Origin of the sequence: Paenibacillus sp. FSL R5-0701, from assembly GCF_037973995.1 — a bacterium.
Lineage (GTDB): Bacteria > Bacillota > Bacilli > Paenibacillales > Paenibacillaceae > Paenibacillus.
Genome location: NZ_CP150230.1, coordinates 5,880,864 through 5,906,405 on the forward strand (window position 1 = coordinate 5,880,864; position 25,542 = coordinate 5,906,405).

18 protein-coding genes, 15 tRNA genes and 2 rRNA genes are annotated in these 25,542 nt (G+C 46.6%); 2 read left to right on the forward strand and 33 right to left on the reverse strand.

Translation table 11 applies throughout. The features are described from left to right. Positions 1–401 precede the first annotated feature (401 nt). The 3 genes from MKZ13_RS25985 to MKZ13_RS25995 all read right to left on the reverse strand — a co-directional run bounded on the left by MKZ13_RS25985 (position 402) and on the right by MKZ13_RS25995 (position 3,334). The gene (locus tag MKZ13_RS25985; RefSeq protein ID WP_339179344.1) at positions 402–977 is read right to left on the reverse strand and encodes an NUDIX domain-containing protein; all 576 of its coding nucleotides are present in this window, start codon (positions 975–977) and stop codon (positions 402–404) included. An 834-nt stretch (positions 978–1,811) separates the two neighbouring features. Then, complete coding sequence (locus MKZ13_RS25990; protein WP_339179346.1) at positions 1,812–2,606, reverse strand: RNA methyltransferase; 795 nt, start codon at positions 2,604–2,606, stop codon at positions 1,812–1,814. Positions 2,607–2,632: 26 nt separating this feature from the next. Beyond that, a complete protein-coding gene (locus MKZ13_RS25995; RefSeq protein WP_076254620.1) occupies positions 2,633–3,334 on the reverse strand; it encodes a TrkA family potassium uptake protein in 702 nt (233 codons plus the stop codon). A gap of 128 nt (positions 3,335–3,462) precedes the next feature. Here MKZ13_RS25995 and sspI point away from each other — a divergent pair, with 128 nt between their 5' ends. Beyond that, complete coding sequence (gene sspI, locus MKZ13_RS26000) at positions 3,463–3,696, forward strand: small acid-soluble spore protein SspI (RefSeq protein WP_036673259.1); 234 nt, start codon at positions 3,463–3,465, stop codon at positions 3,694–3,696. Positions 3,697–3,923: 227 nt separating this feature from the next. On the opposite strand, the gene MKZ13_RS26005 is transcribed toward sspI, so the two are convergent. From MKZ13_RS26005 to MKZ13_RS26060, 12 genes are all read right to left on the reverse strand, one after another. Next, the gene (locus MKZ13_RS26005) at positions 3,924–5,507 is read right to left on the reverse strand and encodes a peptide chain release factor 3 (RefSeq protein ID WP_127548121.1); all 1,584 of its coding nucleotides are present in this window, start codon (positions 5,505–5,507) and stop codon (positions 3,924–3,926) included. A gap of 355 nt (positions 5,508–5,862) precedes the next feature. Beyond that, entirely contained in the window at positions 5,863–6,261 is a 399-nt protein-coding gene (locus MKZ13_RS26010; RefSeq protein WP_024634146.1) for a DoxX family protein, read from the reverse strand. Between the two features lie 370 nt (positions 6,262–6,631). After that, the gene (zwf, locus tag MKZ13_RS26015; protein WP_036605690.1) at positions 6,632–8,182 is read right to left on the reverse strand and encodes a glucose-6-phosphate dehydrogenase; all 1,551 of its coding nucleotides are present in this window, start codon (positions 8,180–8,182) and stop codon (positions 6,632–6,634) included. A 215-nt stretch (positions 8,183–8,397) separates the two neighbouring features. Further along, the gene (locus MKZ13_RS26020; RefSeq protein ID WP_339179349.1) at positions 8,398–9,132 is read right to left on the reverse strand and encodes a YwmB family TATA-box binding protein; all 735 of its coding nucleotides are present in this window, start codon (positions 9,130–9,132) and stop codon (positions 8,398–8,400) included. Positions 9,133–9,601: 469 nt separating this feature from the next. After that, the gene (locus MKZ13_RS26025) at positions 9,602–10,270 is read right to left on the reverse strand and encodes a response regulator transcription factor (RefSeq protein ID WP_091020933.1); all 669 of its coding nucleotides are present in this window, start codon (positions 10,268–10,270) and stop codon (positions 9,602–9,604) included. Beyond that, positions 10,212–11,327 carry a sensor histidine kinase gene (locus MKZ13_RS26030; RefSeq protein ID WP_237178504.1) on the reverse strand — a complete coding sequence of 372 codons (1,116 nt, stop codon included), beginning with the start codon at positions 11,325–11,327 and terminating at the stop codon, positions 10,212–10,214. Before MKZ13_RS26030 ends, MKZ13_RS26025 begins: the two co-directional genes overlap by 59 nt. Positions 11,328–11,358: 31 nt before the next feature. Further along, on the reverse strand, positions 11,359–12,006 hold the full coding sequence (gene liaF / locus MKZ13_RS26035; RefSeq protein ID WP_036605686.1) for a cell wall-active antibiotics response protein LiaF: 648 nt from the start codon (positions 12,004–12,006) through the stop codon (positions 11,359–11,361). Positions 12,007–12,156: 150 nt separating this feature from the next. Further along, entirely contained in the window at positions 12,157–12,864 is a 708-nt protein-coding gene (locus MKZ13_RS26040) for a PspA/IM30 family protein (RefSeq protein ID WP_017692315.1), read from the reverse strand. 1 nt (position 12,865) lies between these two features. Beyond that, entirely contained in the window at positions 12,866–13,375 is a 510-nt protein-coding gene (locus MKZ13_RS26045) for a PspC domain-containing protein (protein ID WP_339179355.1), read from the reverse strand. A 17-nt stretch (positions 13,376–13,392) separates the two neighbouring features. Further along, positions 13,393–13,626 (reverse strand): PspC domain-containing protein, encoded by a 234-nt coding sequence (locus tag MKZ13_RS26050; protein WP_017692313.1) that lies wholly within the window; start codon positions 13,624–13,626, stop codon positions 13,393–13,395. A 5-nt stretch (positions 13,627–13,631) separates the two neighbouring features. Then, positions 13,632–14,303: a PspA/IM30 family protein gene (locus MKZ13_RS26055; RefSeq protein WP_017692312.1), complete on the reverse strand. Its 672-nt coding sequence runs from the start codon at positions 14,301–14,303 to the stop codon at positions 13,632–13,634. A 34-nt stretch (positions 14,304–14,337) separates the two neighbouring features. Then, entirely contained in the window at positions 14,338–14,646 is a 309-nt protein-coding gene (locus tag MKZ13_RS26060; RefSeq protein ID WP_017692311.1) for a hypothetical protein, read from the reverse strand. A gap of 558 nt (positions 14,647–15,204) precedes the next feature. On the opposite strand from MKZ13_RS26060, the gene MKZ13_RS26065 reads away from it, so the two are divergent. Continuing rightward, positions 15,205–17,595: a helix-turn-helix domain-containing protein gene (locus tag MKZ13_RS26065; RefSeq protein WP_339179359.1), complete on the forward strand. Its 2,391-nt coding sequence runs from the start codon at positions 15,205–15,207 to the stop codon at positions 17,593–17,595. Positions 17,596–18,081: 486 nt separating this feature from the next. On the opposite strand, the gene MKZ13_RS26070 is transcribed toward MKZ13_RS26065, so the two are convergent. The 18 genes from MKZ13_RS26070 to MKZ13_RS26155 form a co-directional block, all read right to left on the reverse strand. Further along, positions 18,082–19,008 carry a class I SAM-dependent methyltransferase gene (locus tag MKZ13_RS26070; RefSeq protein ID WP_221823665.1) on the reverse strand — a complete coding sequence of 309 codons (927 nt, stop codon included), beginning with the start codon at positions 19,006–19,008 and terminating at the stop codon, positions 18,082–18,084. A 169-nt stretch (positions 19,009–19,177) separates the two neighbouring features. Beyond that, positions 19,178–19,256: transfer RNA gene (locus MKZ13_RS26075), tRNA-Leu, on the reverse strand. 6 nt (positions 19,257–19,262) lie between these two features. Next, positions 19,263–19,336, reverse strand: a tRNA-Cys gene (locus tag MKZ13_RS26080). A 6-nt stretch (positions 19,337–19,342) separates the two neighbouring features. Next, positions 19,343–19,417 (reverse strand) — tRNA-Gly (locus tag MKZ13_RS26085). A gap of 4 nt (positions 19,418–19,421) precedes the next feature. Then, positions 19,422–19,496, reverse strand: a tRNA-Gln gene (locus tag MKZ13_RS26090). Positions 19,497–19,518: 22 nt separating this feature from the next. Next, positions 19,519–19,591: transfer RNA gene (locus tag MKZ13_RS26095), tRNA-His, on the reverse strand. A 29-nt stretch (positions 19,592–19,620) separates the two neighbouring features. Beyond that, positions 19,621–19,694 (reverse strand) — tRNA-Trp (locus MKZ13_RS26100). Positions 19,695–19,700: 6 nt separating this feature from the next. After that, positions 19,701–19,786: transfer RNA gene (locus MKZ13_RS26105), tRNA-Tyr, on the reverse strand. Positions 19,787–19,795: 9 nt separating this feature from the next. Next, a tRNA-Thr gene (locus MKZ13_RS26110) sits at positions 19,796–19,871 on the reverse strand. Positions 19,872–19,891: 20 nt separating this feature from the next. Beyond that, positions 19,892–19,967, reverse strand: a tRNA-Phe gene (locus tag MKZ13_RS26115). A 95-nt stretch (positions 19,968–20,062) separates the two neighbouring features. Continuing rightward, a tRNA-Asp gene (locus MKZ13_RS26120) sits at positions 20,063–20,140 on the reverse strand. 27 nt (positions 20,141–20,167) lie between these two features. Further along, positions 20,168–20,241, reverse strand: a tRNA-Met gene (locus tag MKZ13_RS26125). Positions 20,242–20,258: 17 nt separating this feature from the next. After that, positions 20,259–20,334, reverse strand: a tRNA-Val gene (locus tag MKZ13_RS26130). Between the two features lie 67 nt (positions 20,335–20,401). Continuing rightward, positions 20,402–20,473 (reverse strand) — tRNA-Glu (locus tag MKZ13_RS26135). A 9-nt stretch (positions 20,474–20,482) separates the two neighbouring features. Then, positions 20,483–20,574 (reverse strand) — tRNA-Ser (locus MKZ13_RS26140). Between the two features lie 3 nt (positions 20,575–20,577). Continuing rightward, positions 20,578–20,653 (reverse strand) — tRNA-Asn (locus tag MKZ13_RS26145). A gap of 66 nt (positions 20,654–20,719) precedes the next feature. Further along, positions 20,720–23,647 (reverse strand): 23S ribosomal RNA (locus tag MKZ13_RS26150). Positions 23,648–23,955: 308 nt separating this feature from the next. Further along, positions 23,956–25,508: ribosomal RNA gene (locus MKZ13_RS26155) — 16S ribosomal RNA — on the reverse strand. Together the 16S and 23S rRNA genes with 15 tRNA genes alongside form the textbook arrangement of a ribosomal RNA operon. Positions 25,509–25,542: the final 34 nt, after the last annotated feature.

Below are 25,542 nucleotides of genomic sequence, written 5' to 3' on the forward strand. Positions count from 1 at the left end.
CTCGTTTCAAAATTAGAATGAGTTCACCATAACTTTATAGATGATCGGAACCCTTTGATGAACACGCAACTTACTTCCGAAGATGACATGCGTAAAACCCATAGAAGAACTTTTTGTCCCTATATATAGGTTTATTGTATTCCGAAAGTTGTTTTGCCTCATAATTGACGGCTTTCGCCTCGTCTGTTGGAATTCCAGCATTATCGATCTTCGTATGAAATATCATTTCCAAAATAAGCTATGCAAATAAAAATAAGCCTTGGGATTAACCCTCAACCTCTTCAATTGGAAGCCCAGTGATCTCAGCAACTTTATCTGGATCAAGGTCATTCAGCATTTTTTGGGCAAAATCATATGTCTGTTCTTTTTAGGCTTGCTCTTTTTCCTGTAAGTAGATCTTCTCAAGCTTTGTCATTCTTATCCGCTCCCTTACATTCTTCAAATATCCCTCTCCCAAATAGGTTCGCTAATACTTCAACCGCTTTTTCAAGAATAGCCTTTTCCCGTACAATCATAAATTGGGTTGAATAATCATCGCAAATTATTTCCGAGCTGTTCATTACTTCTAATGCTTTATCAAATGTCATCCATTCAACTATCATTCCAAACTGTGCTCCACTTTCAGTAAGCATCGCGTCACTTACGCGGCTGTGTGCTTTTGCTACAAAACAGTAGGAATGTTGCATAAAATTATTTTTTTTCTTATGCTCCTCGACGTAACCCAATTCATATATAATCTCAGCTTCATAGCCTGTCTCTTCCTTTATTTCACGTAGAAACGCATCTCTGATCTCTTCACCTTGATCAATTCCTCCGCCAGGCAACTTATAAAGGTTAATTTTTGACATGTACATCATAGCAACATGAAGCTTGTCGTCCACTAATACACCTCTTGAGGCATAACGTGATGCGGTATCCATGAATTCAAGAGCGCCACCAATGAAATCACTGTCGGTTATTCTTCTTATCAATTGCATGAATTCACTCCTGTCGTTTGCTTCACAAGCCTAATCATTTTGATTATAGTTACACAAACATTCCACGCTGAGAAGCCCTGAAACGCCTTACAAAAGCCTCTGATGTATGGATTCGAGTAAAACTCTGAATTCTCCTGCCTGCCTGAATTTCCTACCTCCTGCCCCAAAAAAAAGCCGAGCAGATTCAGAATTATTACCTGACATTTGCTCGACTCTGATATGACTTTTTATTTCTCAATACGAGTTTAGAATGCTCGTGAACAACTTTACTTGCGTCTAAATATTTAATCGATAACCCGTCCTTCACAATTATTTGCTTACCCCACTTCACTCCTGCAACCATAAAACTTGTTACTTTGTAGAAAACTAAAAATAACTGTCCCCACCTCCAAATCCCCCAATCCCTTACCCCACAAGGCTTCATCGCTATTTCCGAGATAAAAATTCGTGTCCCAAAAACGCTGAGAAAAAGCCCTCAAAACTGGAAAGAAACTGGTTCAATTGTGAACAAAAACGACTAATAATTCGTGTCCTGAAAGGATAGAGATATGCCTGAGAAAAGAAAGAATTAGCATTGAAAAAGACTGGGAAAGAACCTGGGAAATGCCTGAGTAAAACCGTCTCTGCTTTCCTCATAAACCTTGAGGAGCCTGGGTTTCTGCTTGATTACCTATTCGGGATTTGCTTGAGAAATCCCTGCTGTGATGCTTTAAGAGGAGAGAAAAAGACTGGAGAAATGGTTGGGTCAATCGTCAACCAGTCTCCAGTCTTTGGTGGTTTGGGGACAGTTAATTTTAGTTAGGGACGTTAAAAATAAAATTGGACATGAATTTTTTATTTGTTAAACATCCGCTGTCTCATCGCCTCAAACAACAGAATCGTCGCTGCCATAGCCGCATTAAGCGACTCTGCCTGTCCCTGCATCGGGATCGTAATCGCATCATCCACCAAACGTGCCGTAGCGTCTGAGATACCTTTACCTTCATTGCCAATTACGAGCCATACCGACTGCGTAAAATCATAACTATAACATGAATGCTCTGCCTGCAAAGAAGTACTTACCAGCTTCACGCCCGCAGCCTTCGCTTCGGGAAGCAAGGATTCCAACTGGCCCTCCACAATGGGCAAATGAAACAATGACCCCATCGTCGAACGAATCGTCTTTGGGTTATACACATCAGCACAGCCCGCTCCAAGTACAACCCCCGCTGCTCCAGCTGCGTCCGCACTACGGATGATCGTCCCCACATTACCCGGGTCTTGAACTCCATCCAACACAACAACAAGCCCACGCGCTCCTGCGATCAGGCTTTCCAGTGGCTCACTGCCTTTACGCACAATCGCGAATACAGGCTGTGGTGTCATCGTATCCGTACATTTGGCGATAACCGCAGGAGTTACACTAACCCACTCCACACGCTGTAGCGGATTCTCAAGCCCGGCGAGTTCGCTAGGTACGCCCTGCTCTCCGTCGTACACAATGCACTCCAGATCTGCTCCGGCACGCAGTGCTTCCTGTACCAGATGAATGCCCTCAATGATATATTTATGTTGACGGGTACGATGCTTTTTCTCCAGCAGCTGTGCCCATTCTTTTACACGTGTATTTTGCGGTGATACAATATCCATCTTTCCATCCTTCCCATCTGCATCCATCACTTCGGATACGCAAGCTCCATTTTCGTCAAATGATCCTTGTGACCCACAATGATTAGCACATCTCCAGCCTCGATCCGGTCCTCAGCGTACGGCGAAATGTTCATCGAATTCCCACTGCGGATCGCCATCACGTTACACCCAAAACGTGCCCGGATGTTTAATTCCATCAGATTCTTGCCGATCATCTGCTCGGAAGCTCTCATCTCCAGAATGCTGTAATCCTCAGACAATTCGATATAATCCAGTATATTAGGCGAGGTCAGATGATGGGCTACGCGCAGTCCCATATCCCGCTCAGGATAGATGACTTTATCCGCCCCAATCTTCTGCAATACCTTACCATGAAGCTCATTTTGGGCTTTTACGATCAGAACGGGTACACCCATATCTTTTAATATCAGGGTTGTCAGAATGCTCGCCTGAATATCTTCACCAATCGCCACAACGACAACGTCGAAATTCCGTATGCCCAGCGCACGCAGCGCTTCTTCATCTGTTGAATCTGCCGATACCGCATGGGTCACCACATTGGACATTTCCTGAGTCCGCTGCTCGTCCGCATCAATTGCCAGCACGTCAAATCCCATGCCACTCAGTGCATTGGCAACACTTGATCCGAACCGTCCCATGCCAATTACGGCATACTGTTTCTTGGCCATTAGGGTCTTAACCTCCCGCTGCTCTTCAGCATGACGCATCATTACGGATACCCATGCTAACGTAAATAATCCTTCGTAGTATACCACAAAGCCTGATAAACTTGAATGCGCTCGCGCTTCCCAGGGAACAGTATTAGAGCAGCCGAATATACGAGGAGGGAATTGCGATGCCCATTACATTAAGCCTGCGTGAAGCGATTGTTCATAAAGTTCATGACAAGAGTGATGATCAGCTCCGGGAGATGATTGAAGGTTCAGTAGATGGACCAGAAGCTGCATTACCTGGACTTGGCGCCATTTTCGAGATGATCTGGAAGAACACAGAACCTGCCAAGCAGGAAGAACTCATTCAAATCGCGCAGGAGCATCTGCACACCATTCCCGTTCAACCGCTTCGTTAATCGAAGCATTGGAGGGTAAGGTAACCATCATTACGTTTGTTCTGTCTGCAAAAGAAAGCTTTCCCTTATTCGGCTGGATCATACCCGCCTCCAGGTAAGGTGTATAGCAATAGATCCCTCCGCCAATCGGCGGAGGGATCTTATTTTTAACAAGCTCTGTCTCATCACATGAACTTGTCACGTTTAACTAACCTTTTAACAATCCCACGAAATACTTTTGTCTTTACTTAAGGCGCAGTCTCCAGGAATTGAGCTGTAGGATTTTTATCCATAGCCGTTCTCATTGCGTACTCATTTTCGAAGAGCACCACATAATTCCCTTTTTTATCTTTTACAAGTGCAGAGTTGATCCGGAATTTGCTTGGGTCCAGATTCTCGTCCACGATCCAGCGAGCGAACTGATAAGGCATACGCTGCAATTGCACATCTACCCCATACTCGCCTTTCATCCGATATTCAAATACCTCGAACTGAAGTTGACCAATTACGCCGAGGATTGTCTCGTCGAAACTTGCCGTCTGGAATACCTGAATGGTTCCTTCCTCCGTCAACTGATCAATTCCTTTTTGGTACTGTTTATGTTTCAATGCATTTTTCACGGTAACTTTGGCGAAAATCTCTGGTGAGAACGTTGGCAATTCCTCAAAAATAACTTCGCTGCCTTGGCTCAGTGAATCGCCAATCCGGAAAATACCCGGATCGAACAAACCGATAATATCGCCAGCATACGCCTCTTCTACAATATCCCGGTCTTGTGCCAGGAATTGCTGTGGCTGTGACAGCTTGATTTCTTTGCCCACACGAGTATGCTTCACACTCATTCCACGTTGGAACTTGCCTGACACAATACGCAGGAACGCAATACGATCCCGGTGTGCCGGGTTCATGTTTGCCTGAATCTTGAACACATAACCGCTGAATTTCTCATTTGTTGGCTGAATCTCTCCTGCCGTACTGCGACGTGGTTCAGGCTTCGGTGCCAGTTCCAGGAAGTTCTCCAGGAAAGTCTGTACGCCGAAATTGTTGATCGCACTACCGAAGAAAATAGGGGTCAATTCGCCGCGTTGAACTTTCTCCATGTCGAATTGGTCGCCCGCGATATCCAGCAACTCCAGATCCTGACACAATTGATCATGCAGATATTCCCCTGCCATCTCACGGATAATCGGATCTTTGTAACCATCTACCTTTTGTACTTTAATCGTCGAGTGATCGTCCCCTTGGAACAACTCCACCTGATTTTTCATCCGGTCATAGACACCGCACAGCTCGCGACCTGTACCAATAGGCCAGTTCATCGGAACCGAACGAATACCCAGTACATTTTCAAGTTCTTCCATCAGGTCAAACGGGCTTTTACCCTCACGGTCGAGTTTGTTGATAAACGTAAAGATTGGAATCCCACGCTTCGCACATACCTGGAACAACTTGATCGTTTGTGCCTCGACACCTTTTGCCACGTCAATCAACATTACCGCGCTATCGGCAGCCGTCAGTGTACGATACGTATCTTCACTGAAGTCCTGGTGACCCGGTGTATCCAGAATGTTGACACGATGATCCAGATAATCAAATTGCATTACGGAAGAGGTAACCGAGATCCCCCGTTGTTTCTCAATTTCCATCCAGTCACTTGTTGCGTGTTTGCTGGCTTTCCGAGCTTTTACCGTTCCCGCAAGGCGAATCGCGCCCCCGAACAGCAACAGTTTCTCGGTCAATGTAGTTTTACCCGCATCCGGGTGAGAGATAATGGCAAACGTCCGGCGTTTGTCCACTTCCTGTTGAAGAATTTCATTTGCAGCTTTGCTCATAGGTTTAATCCCTTTCGTCCGTTCATTCACGTTAATCCGGCATGGCCGGTCCATCATTCAATCTTTATGCAATCCGGCGAGGCCGGTTGATTGTACACTTGGTCATTTTGCATACGAGGTATTTACACACTAGATTAATTTTACACATTTACAATGGAGTTCATCCTCCTCAAATCTGTGCTTTCATGTATACCGTGAACTGCTTCTTAACCCAACTCTCCTATTGTACCATAATCTGTACCGAAAATAACCGATTACTACAGCAGATTCTTCTCTTTTCACTTGCAAAAAAAAGCACCCTTCAGCCATAATCATGGCATCCAGGCACTCCTCAATTCATTTTTATTTATCGGATTTAGAAAATCAATGCATCCAGCGCGTATTGTCCGCCACCTGTCAGGGCCAGCGCTACACCAATCACCAGAATCGCCAGATTATATTCGAATCCGTTCTGTGTGGACCAGTAACCGTTCGCACCATGGACTTTCACAATCGCAATAACCATCGTCAATGCAATCAGAATGCCACCTACCGGTGTGAGCAGACCCAGAGCCAGCAACAGTCCACCACCGAACTCAGCGAGTCCAGCCAGTAACGCCACCAATGCACCGGGCTTCATGCCCATCGACTCAAACCAGCCACCTGTACCCTTGATCCCGTAACCTCCGAACCAACCAAACAGCTTCTGAGCCCCATGCGCCATGAACGACAATCCAATCACCAAACGAATCAACAACAACCCTACATCCAACATCATTTTCTTTTTCCTCCATTCGATATATACAAAATAGTATTCTTAGATTAAAGATATTATGCACATTTTTTCTTCATGATTCTCTGTGACGCAAACCCCTTCAACTGGTTTACATTTTATCTCATGAATGATAACTTATCCGAAACGTTTGCCCGAATGAAGTTTGTCATTTGCGTAACTCTTTATCTCATGTGTTGAGTATAAGTTACATACTTACTTTTTGTCAACAACTTAATTTAAATTACTTATTTCCTTAGGATGGGTACCTGCCTTTCCCCGCCAAAAAGCCTGGGTACACCGCAAAATTTGCGATGTCCCCAGGCTCAGTCATGTTGTGTATGTTCTTATTACCATTGTTAATGCCCTTACCCTAACCATTCACTTGCCAGATCACGCTGTCCTCGTCCTGACCATTCACCGGCCACCAGTGAAATCCGTCCTGCTCCAGCAGTTTGTCTGTCGCTTCTGGCCCCCATGTTCCAGCAGGGTACGTATGAAGCTCCCCCTGATTCTGTCCCCAGGCTGCTGCAATCCGATCCACAAAGGACCAGGCTGTTGCCACTTCATCCCAACGGGTAAAGTACGTAGAATCCCCCTCTGCGGCGTCGTGCAGCAGACGTTCATACGCTTCAGGCGAGTTAATTCCAATCATGCAGCTCTGACAGAAATCCATTGCGAGTGGCTGAATCTCGGAATCCGAGCCTGGTTTCTTGGCATTGATTTTGATATATATGCCTTCCATCGGATTCACCCGAATAACTAGCAGGTTCGGTTCCAATTTATACTTTTTCCCAAGGTACACGTTGTTTGGCATCGACTTGAACTCAACTACGATCTCGGTCGTTTTCACCGGAAGACGCTTGCCTGTCCGAATGTAGAATGGAACTCCCGCCCAGCGGAAATTATCCACGAATACACGTGCTGCAAAATAAGTTTCCGTATTCGACTGCGGATCAACCTTATCTTCCTGACGATAACCGGGAAGCTGCTTGCCACGGTACTCCCCTTCGGCATACTGTCCCCGCACAACGTTGTTGCTCACTTCCTCATCCGATGTGAACGCCCGCAACGAACGCAATACCTTAACCTTTTCATCCCGAATGTCCTCCGGGAATAGGCGACTCGGCGGTTCCATCGCAATCATCGTCAGCATCTGAAGCATATGGTTTTGCCCCATATCACGGAGTGCTCCGGAGTGATCATAATAACCACCACGTTCTTCCACGCCTACCGTCTCACCCAGCGTAATCTGAACGTTGGCAATATGTTTGTTGTTCCAGAGCGGTTCAAAAAAAGCATTTCCGAAACGGATCACTTCGATATTTTGCACCATTTCCTTGCCCAGATAATGATCAATCCGATAGATTTCCTCTTCACGGAATACCTCACGAATCTGCTCATTCAGATGTTCGGCCGATTGCAGATCATAACCAAATGGTTTTTCGATCACCAAACGGTTCCACCCCTGACTTTCCAACATACCACCGTCCCGCAAACTGTAAGAGACACTGCCAAACAGCTCAGGTGCCAGTGCCAGATAGAACAGCCGATTCCCCGGCGTGTTAAACTTTGATTCCAGATGCTCCGTCTGCGCACGCAGCTCTTTGAATCCTTCCACATTATTGATATCCAGTGCTTTGTATTCAAAATGATCGACAAAAGCGTTCCACTCATCAGGTTCCCCCGCTGGATAACGGCAGAACTCTTTAATGGATTCATAGATGTCTTCCCGGAATTCTTCTGGGGACCTCGGACGACGTGCTACGCCAATAACCGCAAAGTCTTCGGCAAGTTTGCCTTCACGGTAAAGACTGTAGATAGCCGGAAACAGCTTCCGGCGGGCCAAATCACCCGTTGCTCCAAAAATGAAAAATACTGCGCCTGGTGTCTGTACTTCATCTTGCAATTGTTTTTCAACCATGGGCTCCTCTTTCTTCCGGGAAGATAACCTTCATGCTCTCCCCGAGCTATGTAATGGTGTTATATATGCACGACATACAACTGTCAATTACCAGCAAGTTCCTTCTTGGATGTGATGCCATTTTAGCATATCAACTGAATGGATGCACTATTTCAAACTCATTTTTCTGATAAAGATTCTCAATATTGGGTCCCAATTCATGAAAAATTCATCCCTTAATATTCAATCGTAATCACCGGAAACCCCACTGTAATTCGATTATCGACCTCTTCCCCAACTTGGTGAACTGCGAGTTGCATATTCAACATATGCGAGCCACTCTTGATCGACAATGGCAGCTCAGCCGCCTTATAAGAGACACTTGCAGTGCCTGCATCTGTATAACGTTCAACGGAGGCGATATCCACATTAGCAGACAAGTGTTTCTCGATCAATGCCAACTGCTGACTCGCATCACGTTTAATAGCGTTAGCTGCCGTTCCTTGTACAGACATATTCCAGGTTGCCTTCATGCCTGAATCTACAAGCAGTTGGCCGATCTGTTCATGTACTGTCATTAATGCCTTCCGATCCGTGTGGGCATCCCCTGAAAGTTGTACGATGGCGTAGTAGCCGTTATCTCCTGTCTCGACGACATTAACCAACATCCCTGCTGCTCCAGTAGCCTCATTGACAACCATCTCACTGCGATACACATCATGGCCCGTCTGGCGTACCCGCACAGGTGGTTCAAGCCCCAAGTGACTTGCCAGTAACACGGCCTGCGCTTGTGCATCTCCCTTGCCTTCTCCTTGCCATTTAATAACCAGACGATCAACATTATCAATCATGCTGTCAGCAGTATCGATTAACTGTTCCAGTTGGGCTGCTTTGGATTCGTTCTTCTCTGCGTATACCTGTGTCACACCGATAAGAATAATGATTGCTATTGCCAATATACCTGCTGTCATCCAACGATTTAACATTTGAATCCCCCGCTTCTTTCTTGCATTCTATGAATCTATCAACAGCATGCCCCTTTCCCACATTAGCTATACTTCTTCTGAACACAGCAAAAAAGCCCCACCCACCACATGCATGGCAGATCGGAGCTTTCCATTCATCCTTTTCTAGATAAATTGAACTAATCAATATCTACACTCGCACTCCGCTGACAGAACAACCTTCTGATCGCTGTTATCCCCAGATTTTTTGATTCCCTTTTTCAAGGTAAAAATCCGGGGATAAAGGCGAAGTTTATGCTTCCGAAGTAGCTTTCTTTCAGAAAGCTTTTAGCTTCGCTTCTTCAGGTTCCTTCTGTCCTCTCCGTTTTGTGTAAATCTTTAATTCAATTTATATAAATCATCTCTTATCTATAACTTCCGCACATTAATGCACGGTTCTTTGGCTTAATGATGTTATTGCATATAGTTCTTGTTATTACTCTGCAAGTCCGTTTTTATAAGCATAGATCGCAGCCTGTGTACGGTCGTCTACGCCCAATTTTGCCAGTAGGTTGGTAACATGGAATTTGACCGTCTTGATACCAATGATCAGATCATCAGCGATGTCCTGATTCGATTTACCTTTGGCGAGCAACCGGAGCACATCCATTTCACGGTCTGTCAACTCATCATGCAAAGGAGCTGCTGCCTGTGGCTGCCGGAACCGATTCATCATTTTCGAAGCCACCTGTGACTCCAGAACGGATTGTCCGCGAGCGGCTGCGCGAATCGCATCTGCCACTTCATTGGCTCTTGATGTTTTCAACAGATAACTGAATGCGCCTGCTTCAATGACAGGATACATTTTTTCATCATCCAGGTAACTGGTCAATACAATGACTTTGCACTCCGGATACATTTTAAGTACCTGACGAGTAGCCTCAATGCCATCCATGCCTTCCATAACCAGGTCCATCAGAACAACATCAGGCTTATATTCCTGTGCGAGCCGAATGCCTTCCTCTCCACTACCTGCTTCACCAACAACTTCAATTCCATCTTCGGTATCCAGTACCGCTGCAAGACCAATACGTACCATCTCATGATCATCCACGAGCAATACTTTGATCGACGTTTCCGTCTCCGTTTCGACTTCCGGTTCCATTGACATGTTCTTCCTCGCTTTCATCGTTCATCAAAGGTATCGTAATCTCAATCCGCGTTCCCTTACCAGGCGCTGTTACAAAATGTATGGCTCCGCCAATCTCCGTAACACGTTCACGCATGTTAGCCAGACCGTAGGAAGCCTGTTTATTCTCATCCAGATCGAAGCCTTGCCCATCATCACGAATCAATACCCGAATCGCGTCAGTACGGCGCTGGATCCGTATCTCCATTTTTTCCGCTTTTGCATGCCGTAACGTATTGGACATAGCCTCCTGAACGATCCGGAACAGATGATTCTCGATGCCTTTGATCAGATCAATGTCTTCGTCCATTTCGAGCACAATGTCCATGGGTACTTTTGTTTTCAGTTCCATCACCAGATCACGCAGACCTTGTTCGAGATGTTTACCCTCCAGATAGACTGGCCGCAGATGTAACAGTAACGCACGCATCTCGGACTGGGCTACCGAAGCCATCTCCTCAATCAAAGCCACCTGCCTCTGAGCACGTTCAAAATCTTTTTCCATCTTCCGTCCAACGGCTGTTGCTGTCATGGATATCGCGAACAATTGCTGCGATACCGCATCATGCAGTTCCCGTGCCAAACGCTGCCGCTCTTCCACAATAGCCGTAATTCTGGATTGTTCAGCAAGCTGTGCATTATGAGTAGACAATCGCTGGAGCGAAGATACCTGATCTTCCCACTTTTTGCCGATTCGTCCGAGTTGCTCACTTAAACGGCCCACATCATCATCGCCTAGATCAGGTACAGTGCGTGATAGAGAGCCCTTCTCCCACAGTAGAAGTGTTTCCCGAAGCAGTTCGAGCCGACGTTTAACCCGGTAACTCTGATAGAACCCAAAGACCGCACCAATCCCAATCAGAAGCAGCAATAAGGCCAGACCCGATTGAATCAGATGCCGCCAGCCTGTAAACGGAGCAAGATAACCATATGTATACAATACATACAAAATAACAGCAAGCACAATGAAAACCAGGAGGATCCCTTCACCCATACTTCGGGTTACCATGTCGGTATGTCGTTTTGTCTTCATCGGGGTCTCCTCCTTCTCTTCATCTATTTTACTACGGATTACTGATGTTTAGGTCGCCAACAATATAAGAAATGACAAATTTTGCTTTATGTTCACTGGATTCATATCCAGGCGTTCTCCATACTAATTTGTTCATCATGCCGCTATCTTGTTCTCCAAGAAGATTAATCCGGCCGAAAAGAACCGATGCTTCAATCTCCACACCATAATCTTCTGGTAGTGTGAGGCGAACATTACCCATAACTCCTTGCAGCAGCACAATTGTTTGTTTCTCCTCCGGAATCGAAAGAGATAGATCGGCGTTAACCTCACCTATGGCATGCCACAGACTCATACTACGTAACGTCCAGGATGATTGATCCCAGTAGTACCGAGCCATGAAATTCTGTTTCTTCATAACACCTTCGTCTAGATGAATCTTTTTGTTTTTCGAATAAAAGTAAGCTAAAGAAGCCAGTACAATCAAAAATACAATCATTAAATTATCCAGCAATAACAGTGCCGCACCAATGCCAAGATACCGATGACCTTTGCGGGTATCCCCATTGCGGACTTGAAGCATTCCAACCGTTAACAGAATCAGTGCGGCAGCGGTCAGGAAGTTAATATTGTCATTCAATAACATCATTGTGCCAATAATCATAATGACAACTGCAAGCCATTTACTCTTTTGATTCATCCCTGCCGCACCCCCTCTGTAAGTTAATCTCTCTTTATTCAACGGAAAAGCCATACCAGGCAATGAAGTCCTGTATGGCTTAACTTTTGTTCTACCAACCGTACATTATACACGATTTATAGAATATCATATTGTCCACTAAGCGAACAGTTATTCTTTTGAAGTTCCGTTCGCTTCATTCTTGGAACCATTGCCCATTTTATTTTTGAGGGCTTGTAATTGCTGATCCACTTTGAACTGTTTTTCCACATCTACAGGATTCGTGTACGTGGATGATGTGTTGCGATAAGGTGCACGAGCTACGTCAGCTTCAGCTTCCAGCTGCATGATTTTCTCTTCCATGCGGTGGAATCCAAGTGATGCGCCGCCACTTTCGATCGAATGCAAGCTGTTGATGGAAGACATTTGTTTTTTGGCTTTTGCCATTTGTGCACGGGATACAAGTTCATTACGTTTGTTACGCATTTTGTAGAACTCATCTTTCATATCATGCAACTGTTGCAACAGATCTTTTGCTTGTGCTTCGGACTGTGCATGCAGTTCGCTGTACTCCGTAATTTTTTGATCAAAGTAGATTTTCTCTTCCAACAATTTGCGTGCCACTTCTTCCTGACCGTTAGACAGAGCAGCTTCTGCTTGGGACTCACGTTGTACCGAAGTACGCTCCGCTTCATCCAAACGTTGTTTCATGCGACGCTCATTTGCCATTTGTTTGGCAACAGTTACCTCTGCCTCATGAATCTCAGCCTCCATATCACGCAAGTACTGGTTCAACATTACAATCGGGTCCTCAACTTTATCCAACATATCATTTACCGATGCTTTCGTCATATCCTTAATCCGTTTAAATACTCCCATTTTACTTTTCTCCCTTCTCGTAACGAGATAATTTTTGGCGAAGCTCTTCAACTTCTTTTTTCAGTGCTTTTTTCTCGATATCTTTCATCATGGAATCAAGTTCACTTTCTTGCGGTGATCCTGCTCCGTAGGCGTTGTTATCATAAGAACGGGGACCAGATTGGGGTCTGCCGTTGAATCCAGGGCCGGGACCGAAGTTACCAGGACCTTGTTGGTTGTGATTATTTTGAAAAGGACCTCTTGGTGGCTGGTGATCATAGTTGTTGTATCCTCTGCCAGGACCAGGGCCTGGGCCCGGACCGTAGCCATATGGATCATAAGGCGGATACGGTTCTTTTGGTACCACCAGTGCTGCAATAAAGTATATTAACAACGACGTGCCGCCAGTTACGAAGATACTGATAACAAAGATGATACGCAGCAGGGTGGAATCCATTCCGATGGTTTCGGATATTCCGCCGCACAAGCCGGTTAACATCCGGTCACGCGTTGAGCGGTATAATTTGCTCATGTGCTTGCTCCTTTCGTTTACTTGTATCCTCTTACGTTGGAATCATAAGCATATGGATCAACGTGGTTGGATTCCTTTGGTACCACCAATGCAGCGATGAAGTAGATCAACAATGATGTACCTCCCGTAGCGAAAATACTGATGAAGAAAATGATACGTAGCAGCGTGGTACTCAATCCGAGATTTTCAGAAATGCCACCGATCAAACCTGTTAGCATTCGATTACGCGCCGAGCGGTATAATTTACTCATTGTGACTACTCCTTTCTGTCATTGTTCAATTTTTGTCTTAAGCGTTCCAGTTCCTTATCCAACGTAGAGGATGACATGCTGCCAGTCACTCCTGAACCATCTTGATTCATCCGCCGGATATCGCGGAGACTTTGTGCTTCATATTCGAGATCAGAGACTTGATCATCCAGTCGGTTAAACATACGGGGTACATTCTGACCGTTGTGATTGCCTCTCTGGTTCATACGTTGCTGTAACTGAATCGTCTGCATACGAGCGTAGTAATATTGACGTTTGCTGTATACATTCTGATATTCAACCTTCAGCTGGTCGATCTGTTCATCCAGCTCCTGTAATGCCGCATAACTTTGTGCATACAATTCATTGTACTGTTCCATTTTTTCCTCGTGGAGGATTTTCTCCTGCAAGGCCAGCTTAGCGAGATGTTCTTCCCCTGCTTTCAGAGCCATGGAAGCCTGTTCTTCCCGTTTGTTCACCATACCTGCTGCCTGATCGGCTTGTTGTTTCATTTGTCTGGTATGGCTTGCATATTGATGACGAAGTTTCTCGGCTTCACCGATGTCTTGGCGGGTCGAGACCAGGAACTGATCAATCAGTTTGACTGGGTCCTGACTTTGCTCCAAATGTTCGTTCAGATTGGCTACGGTAATATCCCGCATTCGACGAAATACACTCATTATGTTCTGTCCTCCTTTTCATAATCGTGAAAGCTTAGTACCGACCACGACGACTGCGGTTATTGCTTAGCATTGAGATACCAAAGATGATTAACCCGATCGCGATGATCGGTCCGATCAACCATGCCAGTTTACCCATCAGTGAGATGATACCGATGATGAGAACAATCCAGCCAAGCATCACATTCCCTCGTTTAACTCCGTAATATCCCAGTGCAATCATCAGGACCGGAATCAGATAACCCATTAAGTGTCCAAGAAGTGGAGTTAACTTTCCGAAGAGGAGTAGTGCACCCAGCGCAATCAATACAATCGCCCAGCCATTTCCCTTATTCAATCTCATAATTGTTGTTCACCGCCCTTTCCATTCGTTCCTTTTAATGTGTTGAGTCATTTGTTCGTTTGTTTCTTGTTTTTTTGCTTCTGTGTTTCTTGTTTAACCTTATGTCCTTATTCTAGGGGATTCTGCGACTTTTCAAAACAGACCGTGGACGGTTTTTCATCCTAGACTCAGGTCGGGGATCTAGTTGGACCTTTGACTGTCCCTATATAAGACCAACGTTCCACCTAAGCTGAACAGCACTCCAGATACCTTCTATTCCCCGTATTCAGGCTCTACTTCACCCGATATCACCAGGTAGCAAGAATGATGTCCATGTCTCTATTTACGTTTACCCTTCACTTTCGTTTCCCCTTATTCCGTATTCCACAATCTATCGAAGTTGTATCCCAGGTTTTCATTACAAAAGGAGTACACATCAATAATCCAATGCCAATCTCTTTTGCCTCAAATAAAATTACTTATTTATCCAAATAAACAAAATTTAGATTGTTCTATATGTAAGCGTTTACTAAAATAGAAAGTGTTACTATTTCTAATGTCAGGGGTGGAACTGAAACTGTGCGACCAATCAGCTATCTCCATAAAATGATCATCTTCGGAATCCTGTTAAGCACCCTGCCCATTTTGTTAACGGGAATTGCCGCATTTATCTATTCATCAAACCAAACTGAGCTGCATCGTATGCAGGCCAACAGACAGTTGCTGGAACAAATGCAATCCAACGTAGAACACAAACTCGCTACAGTCAGTTATATGCTTGATCAGGCCGTTCGCTCTCCAGTAACCCTTCGTTCCCTGTCTGCTTCTTCTTCACTAGAAGGGAAAGGACCTTTGCTTGCCGACAAGCTGCAGAGCGAATTTCAGAATATGAGGTCATGGGAACCTTTGCTGGATATTACCCTGGTGAATCAATCTCAGAATTGGCTTATTGATCATGCCGGATTATATCGTAATACGGATTTCCCACTGGCTCTTCCCATGAAGGAATTGATTTCGGATACGCTAACCTCTGGATGGCAGCTCTCCCCTTCATCGGTGTTCAGCAATGATGAGCGTTCACCCGGTACAGGCTGTATTTATCATATTGCCCTTGCGAGATCTATTCCGAATCTGAATACGTCTTCCGATGCTGCCCTGATTGCGGGAATTCCTGCATGTTCTTTGCAAAATACACTAGGCGAAGCTTCCTTAGGCAATGCTGCCTCAGGACTGATCATTTTGAATCGGGAACAACGTATCTTGGTCCATCCCGATCCTGTATACATTGGACAACCATTGTCTGCCATTGGATTACAGGATCGGGATACGGAAGCTAACATAAACAAACTATCACCCATCACATTTTCAACAGGCTTTGAAAACCAAGAAGTTAAGATCGACGATACACATTACTCCCTGACGTATAGCCCTTCTACCTTAAAAGGATGGACTTATGTTCTAATTTCACCTACCAATATTCTGACACAAGAATATATCAATATCGGATTACACACCTTGTATATCAGTATCTTCTTACTTTTACTTTCATTACTACTCGCCTGGCTCGGTTCCAAGCGAATGCATGTCCCGATTCGTAAACTTTTAACTCAACTTGGTGACAACCACCTGTCCAAAGAAGGAAACACGGTAGCGCAGCAATCACCACCATTTTCTGATGAGTTCGAACAGATCAGAGCAGGGGTCTCACAATTATCTGCCTCTCGCTCCCAATTAGAGAACACACTTAATATGCATCTGCTGCAGATTCGCAATCATTTTATGATGAATCTGTTCCAGGTTAAGATCCCTGTTCATACTCTTCATGACACCCTGAATGAATATGGCTACACACATCAGGTTCGGGAATGGCAACAAATTGCTGTTATTACATTACAGGCCGATCTCGTTAATCATACAAAATATAGTGCTAGTGATCGTGACCTCTTATTATTTGCTATTCAAAATATATTGGAGGAAACGGTTGTGCATAACCAACAATTGCTTCCCATTGTGCTGGAACATACGGTAGTCACGGTGATTGGCACCGTGGAACAGGATCATTTTATTTTTTCACAGCAGCTATATGTATTGACAGACCAGTTACAACAACAGATTGATAAGATTCTGGCTCTTCAAGTCAGTATAGGATTCAGCCAGCCGCACAGCTCTCTAGATCACATCCCTCAAGCTTACACAGAAGCCATGGAAGCACTGAGGCATCGGATGAAGCTGGGAACAGGCATTATTTTTCAATATGAGAACATAGATCATTACGCTCCCACTTGGTCCATGACCTACCCGGAATCATTGGAGTATTCGTTGATCCAAGCTATTCAAAGTGCGGACGAAGTTCAGGCCTCTGCTCTTCTGCAACAACTGCTTGAAGTGATCTTTGGTATGGAGGTTACACCCGAGGAGTATGAGGTGGCTCTTACGAGGCTACTCACGCATATTTTGCAAATGACTCAGGAATCCGGCATACGACTCGGACAGGTCTCCCAAGGTCGTGGCTCGATGTTTCATGAACTTCATGGTTTGCAGTACGCCTCTGAGGTGGAGAATTGGTTTAAACATCAAGTCATCTTGCCCATCATCCAGGTTTTTAAAGCAAGACAGTATGCCCAGTATCAGCATATATCTGAGAAGATGATTGCCATGATTCATCAAGATTATGATAAGGATCTGACGCTTGAGGAATGTGCCTTGAAGCTTCACTACAATGCCAACTACTTAAGTAGTGTCTTCCGCAAAGAGACAGGCTGTGCATTTAGTGAATATCTGACCAAGTACCGATTTAATATCGCTAAAAAATGGCTGGACGAAAGTGATCTAACCGTTAAAGATATCGCAGCACGACTTCGGTACAACAATCCGCAAAACTTTATCCGATCATTCCGTAAATGGGAAGGAATCACCCCCGGTCAGTATCGGGAGCGTAAGCAAAAAGCAGAAGTGTCGAACAGAAATTAGAAAAAGGAGCACGATTGTAAGTCGTACTCCTTCGGCCAGCTCGGACACCTCTCCATATGGTTCCCCGAACAAGGCTCGGACCTGTGACAACTCGATTAACCGTCGAGTGCTCTACCAACTGAAATATCATGGAATATGCTTCAGAGATCATTCTCTGAAAACTAGGTCTGTGTTTTGCTTTTCGTTGTCTCGATGTTTGAATAAAGATTGGCTTTAGCCATGTGCAGTCTCATGAAGCAGCTTAACATCTTCAAGTAACCGAAGATGTTGTTTAGTATAGTCAATTAATTATTCGCTTCAAAAAAAGAGGGAGCACATATCTGCTCCCTTCACTTACAATTTCATTTCTATAATCTTAACTTCATATGTTTCACACGTGCATCTTCTTGTGGTGGCGGTGCAATGCTTGCTAGCGTTACCTCAGACGTAAGACTAAGTTGCCACGTCTCTATTCCTGATCCTCAGACCGTACGCAGCTTATACGATTTATCGTTTATCCTTAGTGCAAACTGTTTTCATATTGGGCTGCTCAAGTTGAATTAGAATTTTACCAAACCTTGCTCCGTGTGAGAAGGTCACCGTACTATCCTTGTATGTATCTCGGATATACTTCTCAGCCAATCTGAGAGAATCTTCATCCGATGGTAACTCATACGTATTAAGCCATTCTGGCAGCTTCTCTACAACATCTTCCACCGGTACTTCAAATGAGTTAACTTCTCTCGTAATGATCATGGTGTATGAATACCCCTTCAAATACAACAATTGTTGAATATAACCCATATCACCGGCCTTATATGAAGAAGTTACCCCCAGTATATCCTTAAGTTCATCCATTAGTGTGTGTTCCTTCTGTCCCGCCATAGTACTTATATACACATACTTCCGGGCACAATTGATCGCCTGCTCGATCGTTTCCCAATCCGACATCGCCGGACACATGGATGCAAATGCAAAGTCATATTTCTTCTCCCAGCCTTTATCCTGAATAGAGATTTCCTCATATCGTTCGTTTACGATTTCGATTTTGGATTCCAGAGCTGAAGGTATCGTCTCTTTCATAAGGGAGACAAGCAACTCAGAAGGCTCAACTGCGGTCACACTTGCACCCTTCTCCGCAAAAGGAATGGTAAATATGCCTGAAGCGGCTCCAATGTCCAAAATGGATAACCCTGCGAATTCCACACCCTGATTCTCAATCCAGCCCATAATGCGCTCAGAACGCTGCTTTCCTTCTTCAGTGAACGACTGTGCATGATAATCCCTGGCCCAGCGCTCAAAAACTTCTTCTGTATTAACGGGGGTACTATTCTTCTTATATTTTGAATTTCTCGGACGATTCTTCCATGCCTCTTCCCATACAGAAAGATCAAATAAGAGATCGGTATCCGATACATTTTTTCCATTAGTCACTCTACTTCACTCCTTTATATTAAAGACTTTACTTATCTACAATATACTGAATATAATCATACGTCAATCTTTATTAACGTCCAACTATCCTTACAATACAAAAAAGCAATTTATATAAAATAAAAATAGCCCTACACATTGCATAAGCAACATGTAGGGCTATTCAATATACCGGCGAGAGGACTCGAACCTCCACGGTTTCCCACTCGATTTTGAGTCGAGCGCGTCTGCCATTCCGCCACGCCGGCATATGCTGGAGGCGCCACCCAGATTCGAACTGGGGATAAAGCTTTTGCAGAGCTGTGCCTTACCACTTGGCTATGGCGCCATATTTTGGAGCGGACGACGGGAATCGAACCCGCGACCCTCGCCTTGGCAAGGCGATGCTCTACCGCTGAGCCACGTCCGCATAATGGCTGGGGATATAGGATTTGAACCTATGCATGACGGAGTCAAAGTCCGTTGCCTTACCGCTTGGCTAATCCCCAATAAAAAATAAAAAAACAAAGGGGCGATCGAGGGGAATTGAACCCCCGAATGCCGGATCCACAAACCGGTGCGTTAACCACTTCGCCACGATCGCCACAAAAGGTTATTTTCTAAAAAGTTAATTGGCAGGGGCAGCAGGAATTGAACCCACACCAACGGTTTTGGAGACCGTTGTTCTACCTTTAAACTATGCCCCTAAAAACTGGTGGAGGATGATGGATTCGAACCACCGAACCCGTACGGGAGCAGATTTACAGTCTGATGCGTTTGGCCACTTCGCTAATCCTCCAGGATTACATGGTGCCGGCGAGAGGACTTGAACCCCCAACCTACTGATTACAAGTCAGTTGCTCTACCAGTTGAGCTACACCGGCATATTAAATTGTTTTAAAAATGGTGGCTCGGGACGGAATCGAACCGCCGACACGAGGATTTTCAGTCCTCTGCTCTACCGACTGAGCTACCGAGCCATAATAAAGTCTAATCTTAATTCCTTACACTTTATATAGGGCATCAGTGCCATACAGCAGATGTAGTGAACAGTTTGCCTCATGTAAAGATTAAATGGCGGAACCGACGGGATTCGAACCCGCGATCTCCTGCGTGACAGGCAGGCATGTTAGGCCAACTACACCACGGTTCCAGATCACTTTCTCAAAGGAAAGTATAATTGCGGGGGCAGGATTTGAACCTGCGGCCTTCGGGTTATGAGCCCGACGAGCTACCGGGCTGCTCCACCCCGCGTCGTTATAAAGTTTATATGGTGGAGGCTGAGGGGATCGAACCCCCGACCCTCTGCTTGTAAGGCAGATGCTCTCCCAGCTGAGCTAAGCCTCCGAACAACACATTTATGATCATATCATAATCTTGTTGTAAAAATCAACTTCTTTTTTTGAAGTTATTATGACCCGTAGGGGATTCGAACCCCTGTTACCTCCGTGAAAGGGAGGTGTCTTAACCCCTTGACCAACGGGCCTTAATATTATGGCGGAGAGAGAGGGATTCGAACCCTCGAGACGCTTGTGACGCCTACACGATTTCCAATCGTGCTCCTTCGGCCAGCTCGGACACCTCTCCATATGGCTCCCCGAACAGGGCTCGAACCTGTGACAACTCGATTAACAGTCGAGTGCTCTACCAACTGAGCTATCAGGGAATATGCTTCAGAGATCGTTCTCTGAAAACTAGATTCGAAACGAAACATGCGAATTATCACTTGCTATTGGATAAGCCCTCGACCGATTAGTACTGGTCAGCTCCATGCATTGCTGCACTTCCACCCCCAGCCTATCTACCTCGTCGTCTTCAAGGGGTCTTACATACTGGGAAATCTCATCTTGAGGGGGGCTTCACGCTTAGATGCTTTCAGCGTTTATCCCGTCCGTACATAGCTACCCAGCGGTGCTCCTGGCGGAACAACTGGTACACCAGCGGTACGTCCATCCCGGTCCTCTCGTACTAAGGACAGCTCCTCTCAAATTTCCTACGCCCACGACAGATAGGGACCGAACTGTCTCACGACGTTCTGAACCCAGCTCGCGTACCGCTTTAATGGGCGAACAGCCCAACCCTTGGGACCTACTTCAGCCCCAGGATGCGATGAGCCGACATCGAGGTGCCAAACCTCCCCGTCGATGTGGACTCTTGGGGGAGATAAGCCTGTTATCCCCAGGGTAGCTTTTATCCGTTGAGCGATGGCCCTTCCATGCGGTACCACCGGATCACTAAGCCCGACTTTCGTCCCTGCTCGACTTGTAGGTCTCGCAGTCAAGCTCCCTTATGCCTTTGCACTCTTCGAATGATTTCCAACCATTCTGAGGGAACCTTTGGGCGCCTCCGTTACTCTTTAGGAGGCGACCGCCCCAGTCAAACTGCCCACCTGACACTGTCCCCGCACCGGATTACGGTACCAGGTTAGAACCTAGATACGATCAGGGTGGTATCCCAACGTTGCCTCCATGCAAGCTGGCGCTCACACTTCAAAGGCTCCCACCTATCCTGTACAGATCGTACCCAAATTCAATATCAAGCTGCAGTAAAGCTCCATGGGGTCTTTCCGTCTTGTCGCGGGTAACCTGCATCTTCACAGGTATTAAAATTTCACCGGATCTCTCGTTGAGACAGCGCCCAAGTCGTTACGCCATTCGTGCGGGTCAGAATTTACCTGACAAGGAATTTCGCTACCTTAGGACCGTTATAGTTACGGCCGCCGTTTACTGGGGCTTCGGTTCACAGCTTCGGGATTACTCCCTAACCACTCCCCTTAACCTTCCAGCACCGGGCAGGCGTCAGCCCGTATACTTCGCCTTACGGCTTCGCACAGACCTGTGTTTTTGCTAAACAGTCGCTTGGGCCTTTTCACTGCGGCCCCCTCGTGCTATTCACACTACCGGGGCACCCCTTCTCCCGAAGTTACGGGGTCATTTTGCCGAGTTCCTTAACGAGAGTTCTTCCGCGCGCCTTAGAATACTCTTCTCGCCTACCTGTGTCGGTTTGCGGTACGGGCACCATCACCTGGCTAGAGGCTTTTCTTGGCAGTGTGAGATCATGACCTTCGCTACTACAATTTTCGCTCCCCATCACAGCTCAGCCTTACAATGTGCGGATTTGCCTACACATCAGCCTCACTGCTTAGACGGACATCCATCAGTCCGCGTCACTACCCTACTGCGTCCCCCCATTGCTCATAACGGCTTACGGTGGTACAGGAATTTCGACCTGTTGTCCTTCGACTACGCCTTTCGGCCTCGCCTTAGGTCCCGACTTACCCTGAGCGGACGAGCCTTCCTCAGGAACCCTTAGGCTTTCGGCGGATCAGATTCTCACTGATCTTTTCGTTACTCATACCGGCATTCTCACTTGTATAATGTCCAGCGCTCCTTACGGTACACCTTCAACCCTTATACAACGCTCCCCTACCCCTGATGCAAAGCATCAAGCCATAGCTTCGGTGGTGTGTTTAGCCCCGTTACATTTTCGGCGCAGAGTCACTCGACCAGTGAGCTATTACGCACTCTTTCAATGATGGCTGCTTCTAAGCCAACATCCTGGTTGTCTGTGCAACTCCACATCCTTTCCCACTTAACACACACTTGGGGACCTTAGCTGATGGTCTGGGCTGTTTCCCTTTTGACAATGGATCTTAGCACTCACTGTCTGACTCCCGGAAGTAAGTCTATGGCATTCGGAGTTTGACTGAGCTTGGTAACCCTTGCGGGCCCCGCACCCAATCAGTGCTCTACCTCCACGACTCTGTTTTCCGAGGCTAGCCCTAAAGCTATTTCGGGGAGAACCAGCTATCTCCGAGTTCGATTGGAATTTCTCCGCTACCCCCACCTCATCCCCGCATTTTTCAACATGCGTGGGTTCGGGCCTCCAGTGCGTGTTACCGCACCTTCACCCTGGACAGGGGTAGATCACCCGGTTTCGGGTCTACGTCCACGTACTAAGTCGCCCTATTCAGACTCGCTTTCGCTGCGGCTCCGGCTCTTCACCTTAACCTTGCACGGGAACGTAACTCGCCGGTTCATTCTACAAAAGGCACGCCATCACCCCTAAAACGGGCTCTGACTTTTTGTAAGCACACGGTTTCAGGTTCTATTTCACTCCCCTTCCGGGGTGCTTTTCACCTTTCCCTCACGGTACTGCTTCACTATCGGTCGCTAGGAAGTATTTAGCCTTGGCAGATGGTCCTGCCGGATTCATACGGGGTTTCACGTGCCCCGCACTACTCGGGATCCGTCTCGGAGGGAACCAACTTTCAACTACAGGGCTTTTACCTTCTTTGGCGGGCCTTTCCAGACCTCTTCGCTTAACCGGTTCCTTTGTAACTCCATGTGAGACGTCCCACAACCCCAAAGAGCAAGCTCTCTGGTTTGGGCTTCTCCGCGTTCGCTCGCCGCTACTGACGGAATCACTATTGTTTTCTCTTCCTCAGGGTACTTAGATGTTTCAGTTCCCCTGGTATGCCTCACACTAACCTATGTATTCAGTTAGGTGTAACTGGAAATTACCCCAGCTGGGTTTCCCCATTCGGACACCCCCGGATCAAAGCTTGCTTACAGCTCCCCGAGGCAGTTTCGTTGTTCGCCACGTCCTTCATCGGCTCCTAGCGCCTAGGCATCCTCCGTGTGCTCTTAGTAGCTTAACCATTGCGCTCGTGTTCGAGCTGTCGCTCCGCTTGGTTTGGACTACGTCCAAATCCAAAAGTCGCTCCATTTCGATCACTCGCTCCAGCAATCTACCGTTTTTATTTAAACTTGTTTAACACAAGTTCAGCTAAAAAGGAATGTTCTAATTCGCGTTTGTTTCGTTTCGATATCTAGTTTTCAAAGAACAAGCTCCATGCAAAAGCAAGCTGTTTGAGAGTTTGAGCTCTCAAAACCGAACAACGAGTGAGTGTTTTGCAGCTAAGCTGCAGTTTTGAATGTTTCCGTTGCAGGAAACGATTCTCCATAGAAAGGAGGTGATCCAGCCGCACCTTCCGATACGGCTACCTTGTTACGACTTCACCCCAATCATCTATCCCACCTTCGGCGGCTGGCTCCTTGCGGTTACCCCACCGACTTCGGGTGTTATAAACTCTCGTGGTGTGACGGGCGGTGTGTACAAGACCCGGGAACGTATTCACCGCGGCATGCTGATCCGCGATTACTAGCAATTCCGACTTCATGCAGGCGAGTTGCAGCCTGCAATCCGAACTGAGACCGGCTTTGTTGGGATTGGCTCCATCTCGCGATTTCGCAGCCCGTTGTACCGGCCATTGTAGTACGTGTGTAGCCCAGGTCATAAGGGGCATGATGATTTGACGTCATCCCCACCTTCCTCCGGTTTGTCACCGGCAGTCTATCTAGAGTGCCCACCCGAAGTGCTGGCAACTAAATATAAGGGTTGCGCTCGTTGCGGGACTTAACCCAACATCTCACGACACGAGCTGACGACAACCATGCACCACCTGTCTTGAATGTTCCGAAGAAAAGGTACATCTCTGCACCGGTCATTCAGATGTCAAGACCTGGTAAGGTTCTTCGCGTTGCTTCGAATTAAACCACATACTCCACTGCTTGTGCGGGTCCCCGTCAATTCCTTTGAGTTTCAGTCTTGCGACCGTACTCCCCAGGCGGAGTGCTTAATGTGTTAACTTCGGCACCAAGGGTATCGAAACCCCTAACACCTAGCACTCATCGTTTACGGCGTGGACTACCAGGGTATCTAATCCTGTTTGCTCCCCACGCTTTCGCGCCTCAGCGTCAGTTACAGCCCAGAGAGTCGCCTTCGCCACTGGTGTTCCTCCACATATCTACGCATTTCACCGCTACACGTGGAATTCCACTCTCCTCTTCTGCACTCAAGTCACCCAGTTTCCAGTGCGATCCGGGGTTGAGCCCCGGGATTAAACACCAGACTTAAATGACCGCCTGCGCGCGCTTTACGCCCAATAATTCCGGACAACGCTTGCCCCCTACGTATTACCGCGGCTGCTGGCACGTAGTTAGCCGGGGCTTTCTTCTCAGGTACCGTCACCTTGAGAGCAGTTACTCTCCCAAGCGTTCTTCCCTGGCAACAGAGCTTTACGATCCGAAAACCTTCATCACTCACGCGGCATTGCTCCGTCAGGCTTTCGCCCATTGCGGAAGATTCCCTACTGCTGCCTCCCGTAGGAGTCTGGGCCGTGTCTCAGTCCCAGTGTGGCCGATCACCCTCTCAGGTCGGCTACGCATCGTCGCCTTGGTGAGCCGTTACCCCACCAACTAGCTAATGCGCCGCAGGCCCATCCCCAAGTGACAGATTGCTCCGTCTTTCCAGTTTCCTTCAGGCGAAGAAAACAACTATTCGGTATTAGCTACCGTTTCCGGTAGTTGTCCCAAACTTGAGGGCAGGTTGCCTACGTGTTACTCACCCGTCCGCCGCTAACCATCAGAGAAGCAAGCTTCTCATCAAGTCCGCTCGACTTGCATGTATTAGGCATGCCGCCAGCGTTCGTCCTGAGCCAGGATCAAACTCTCCAATAAAGTATTGAAAAGAGCGATAAGCTCATTTTGAATC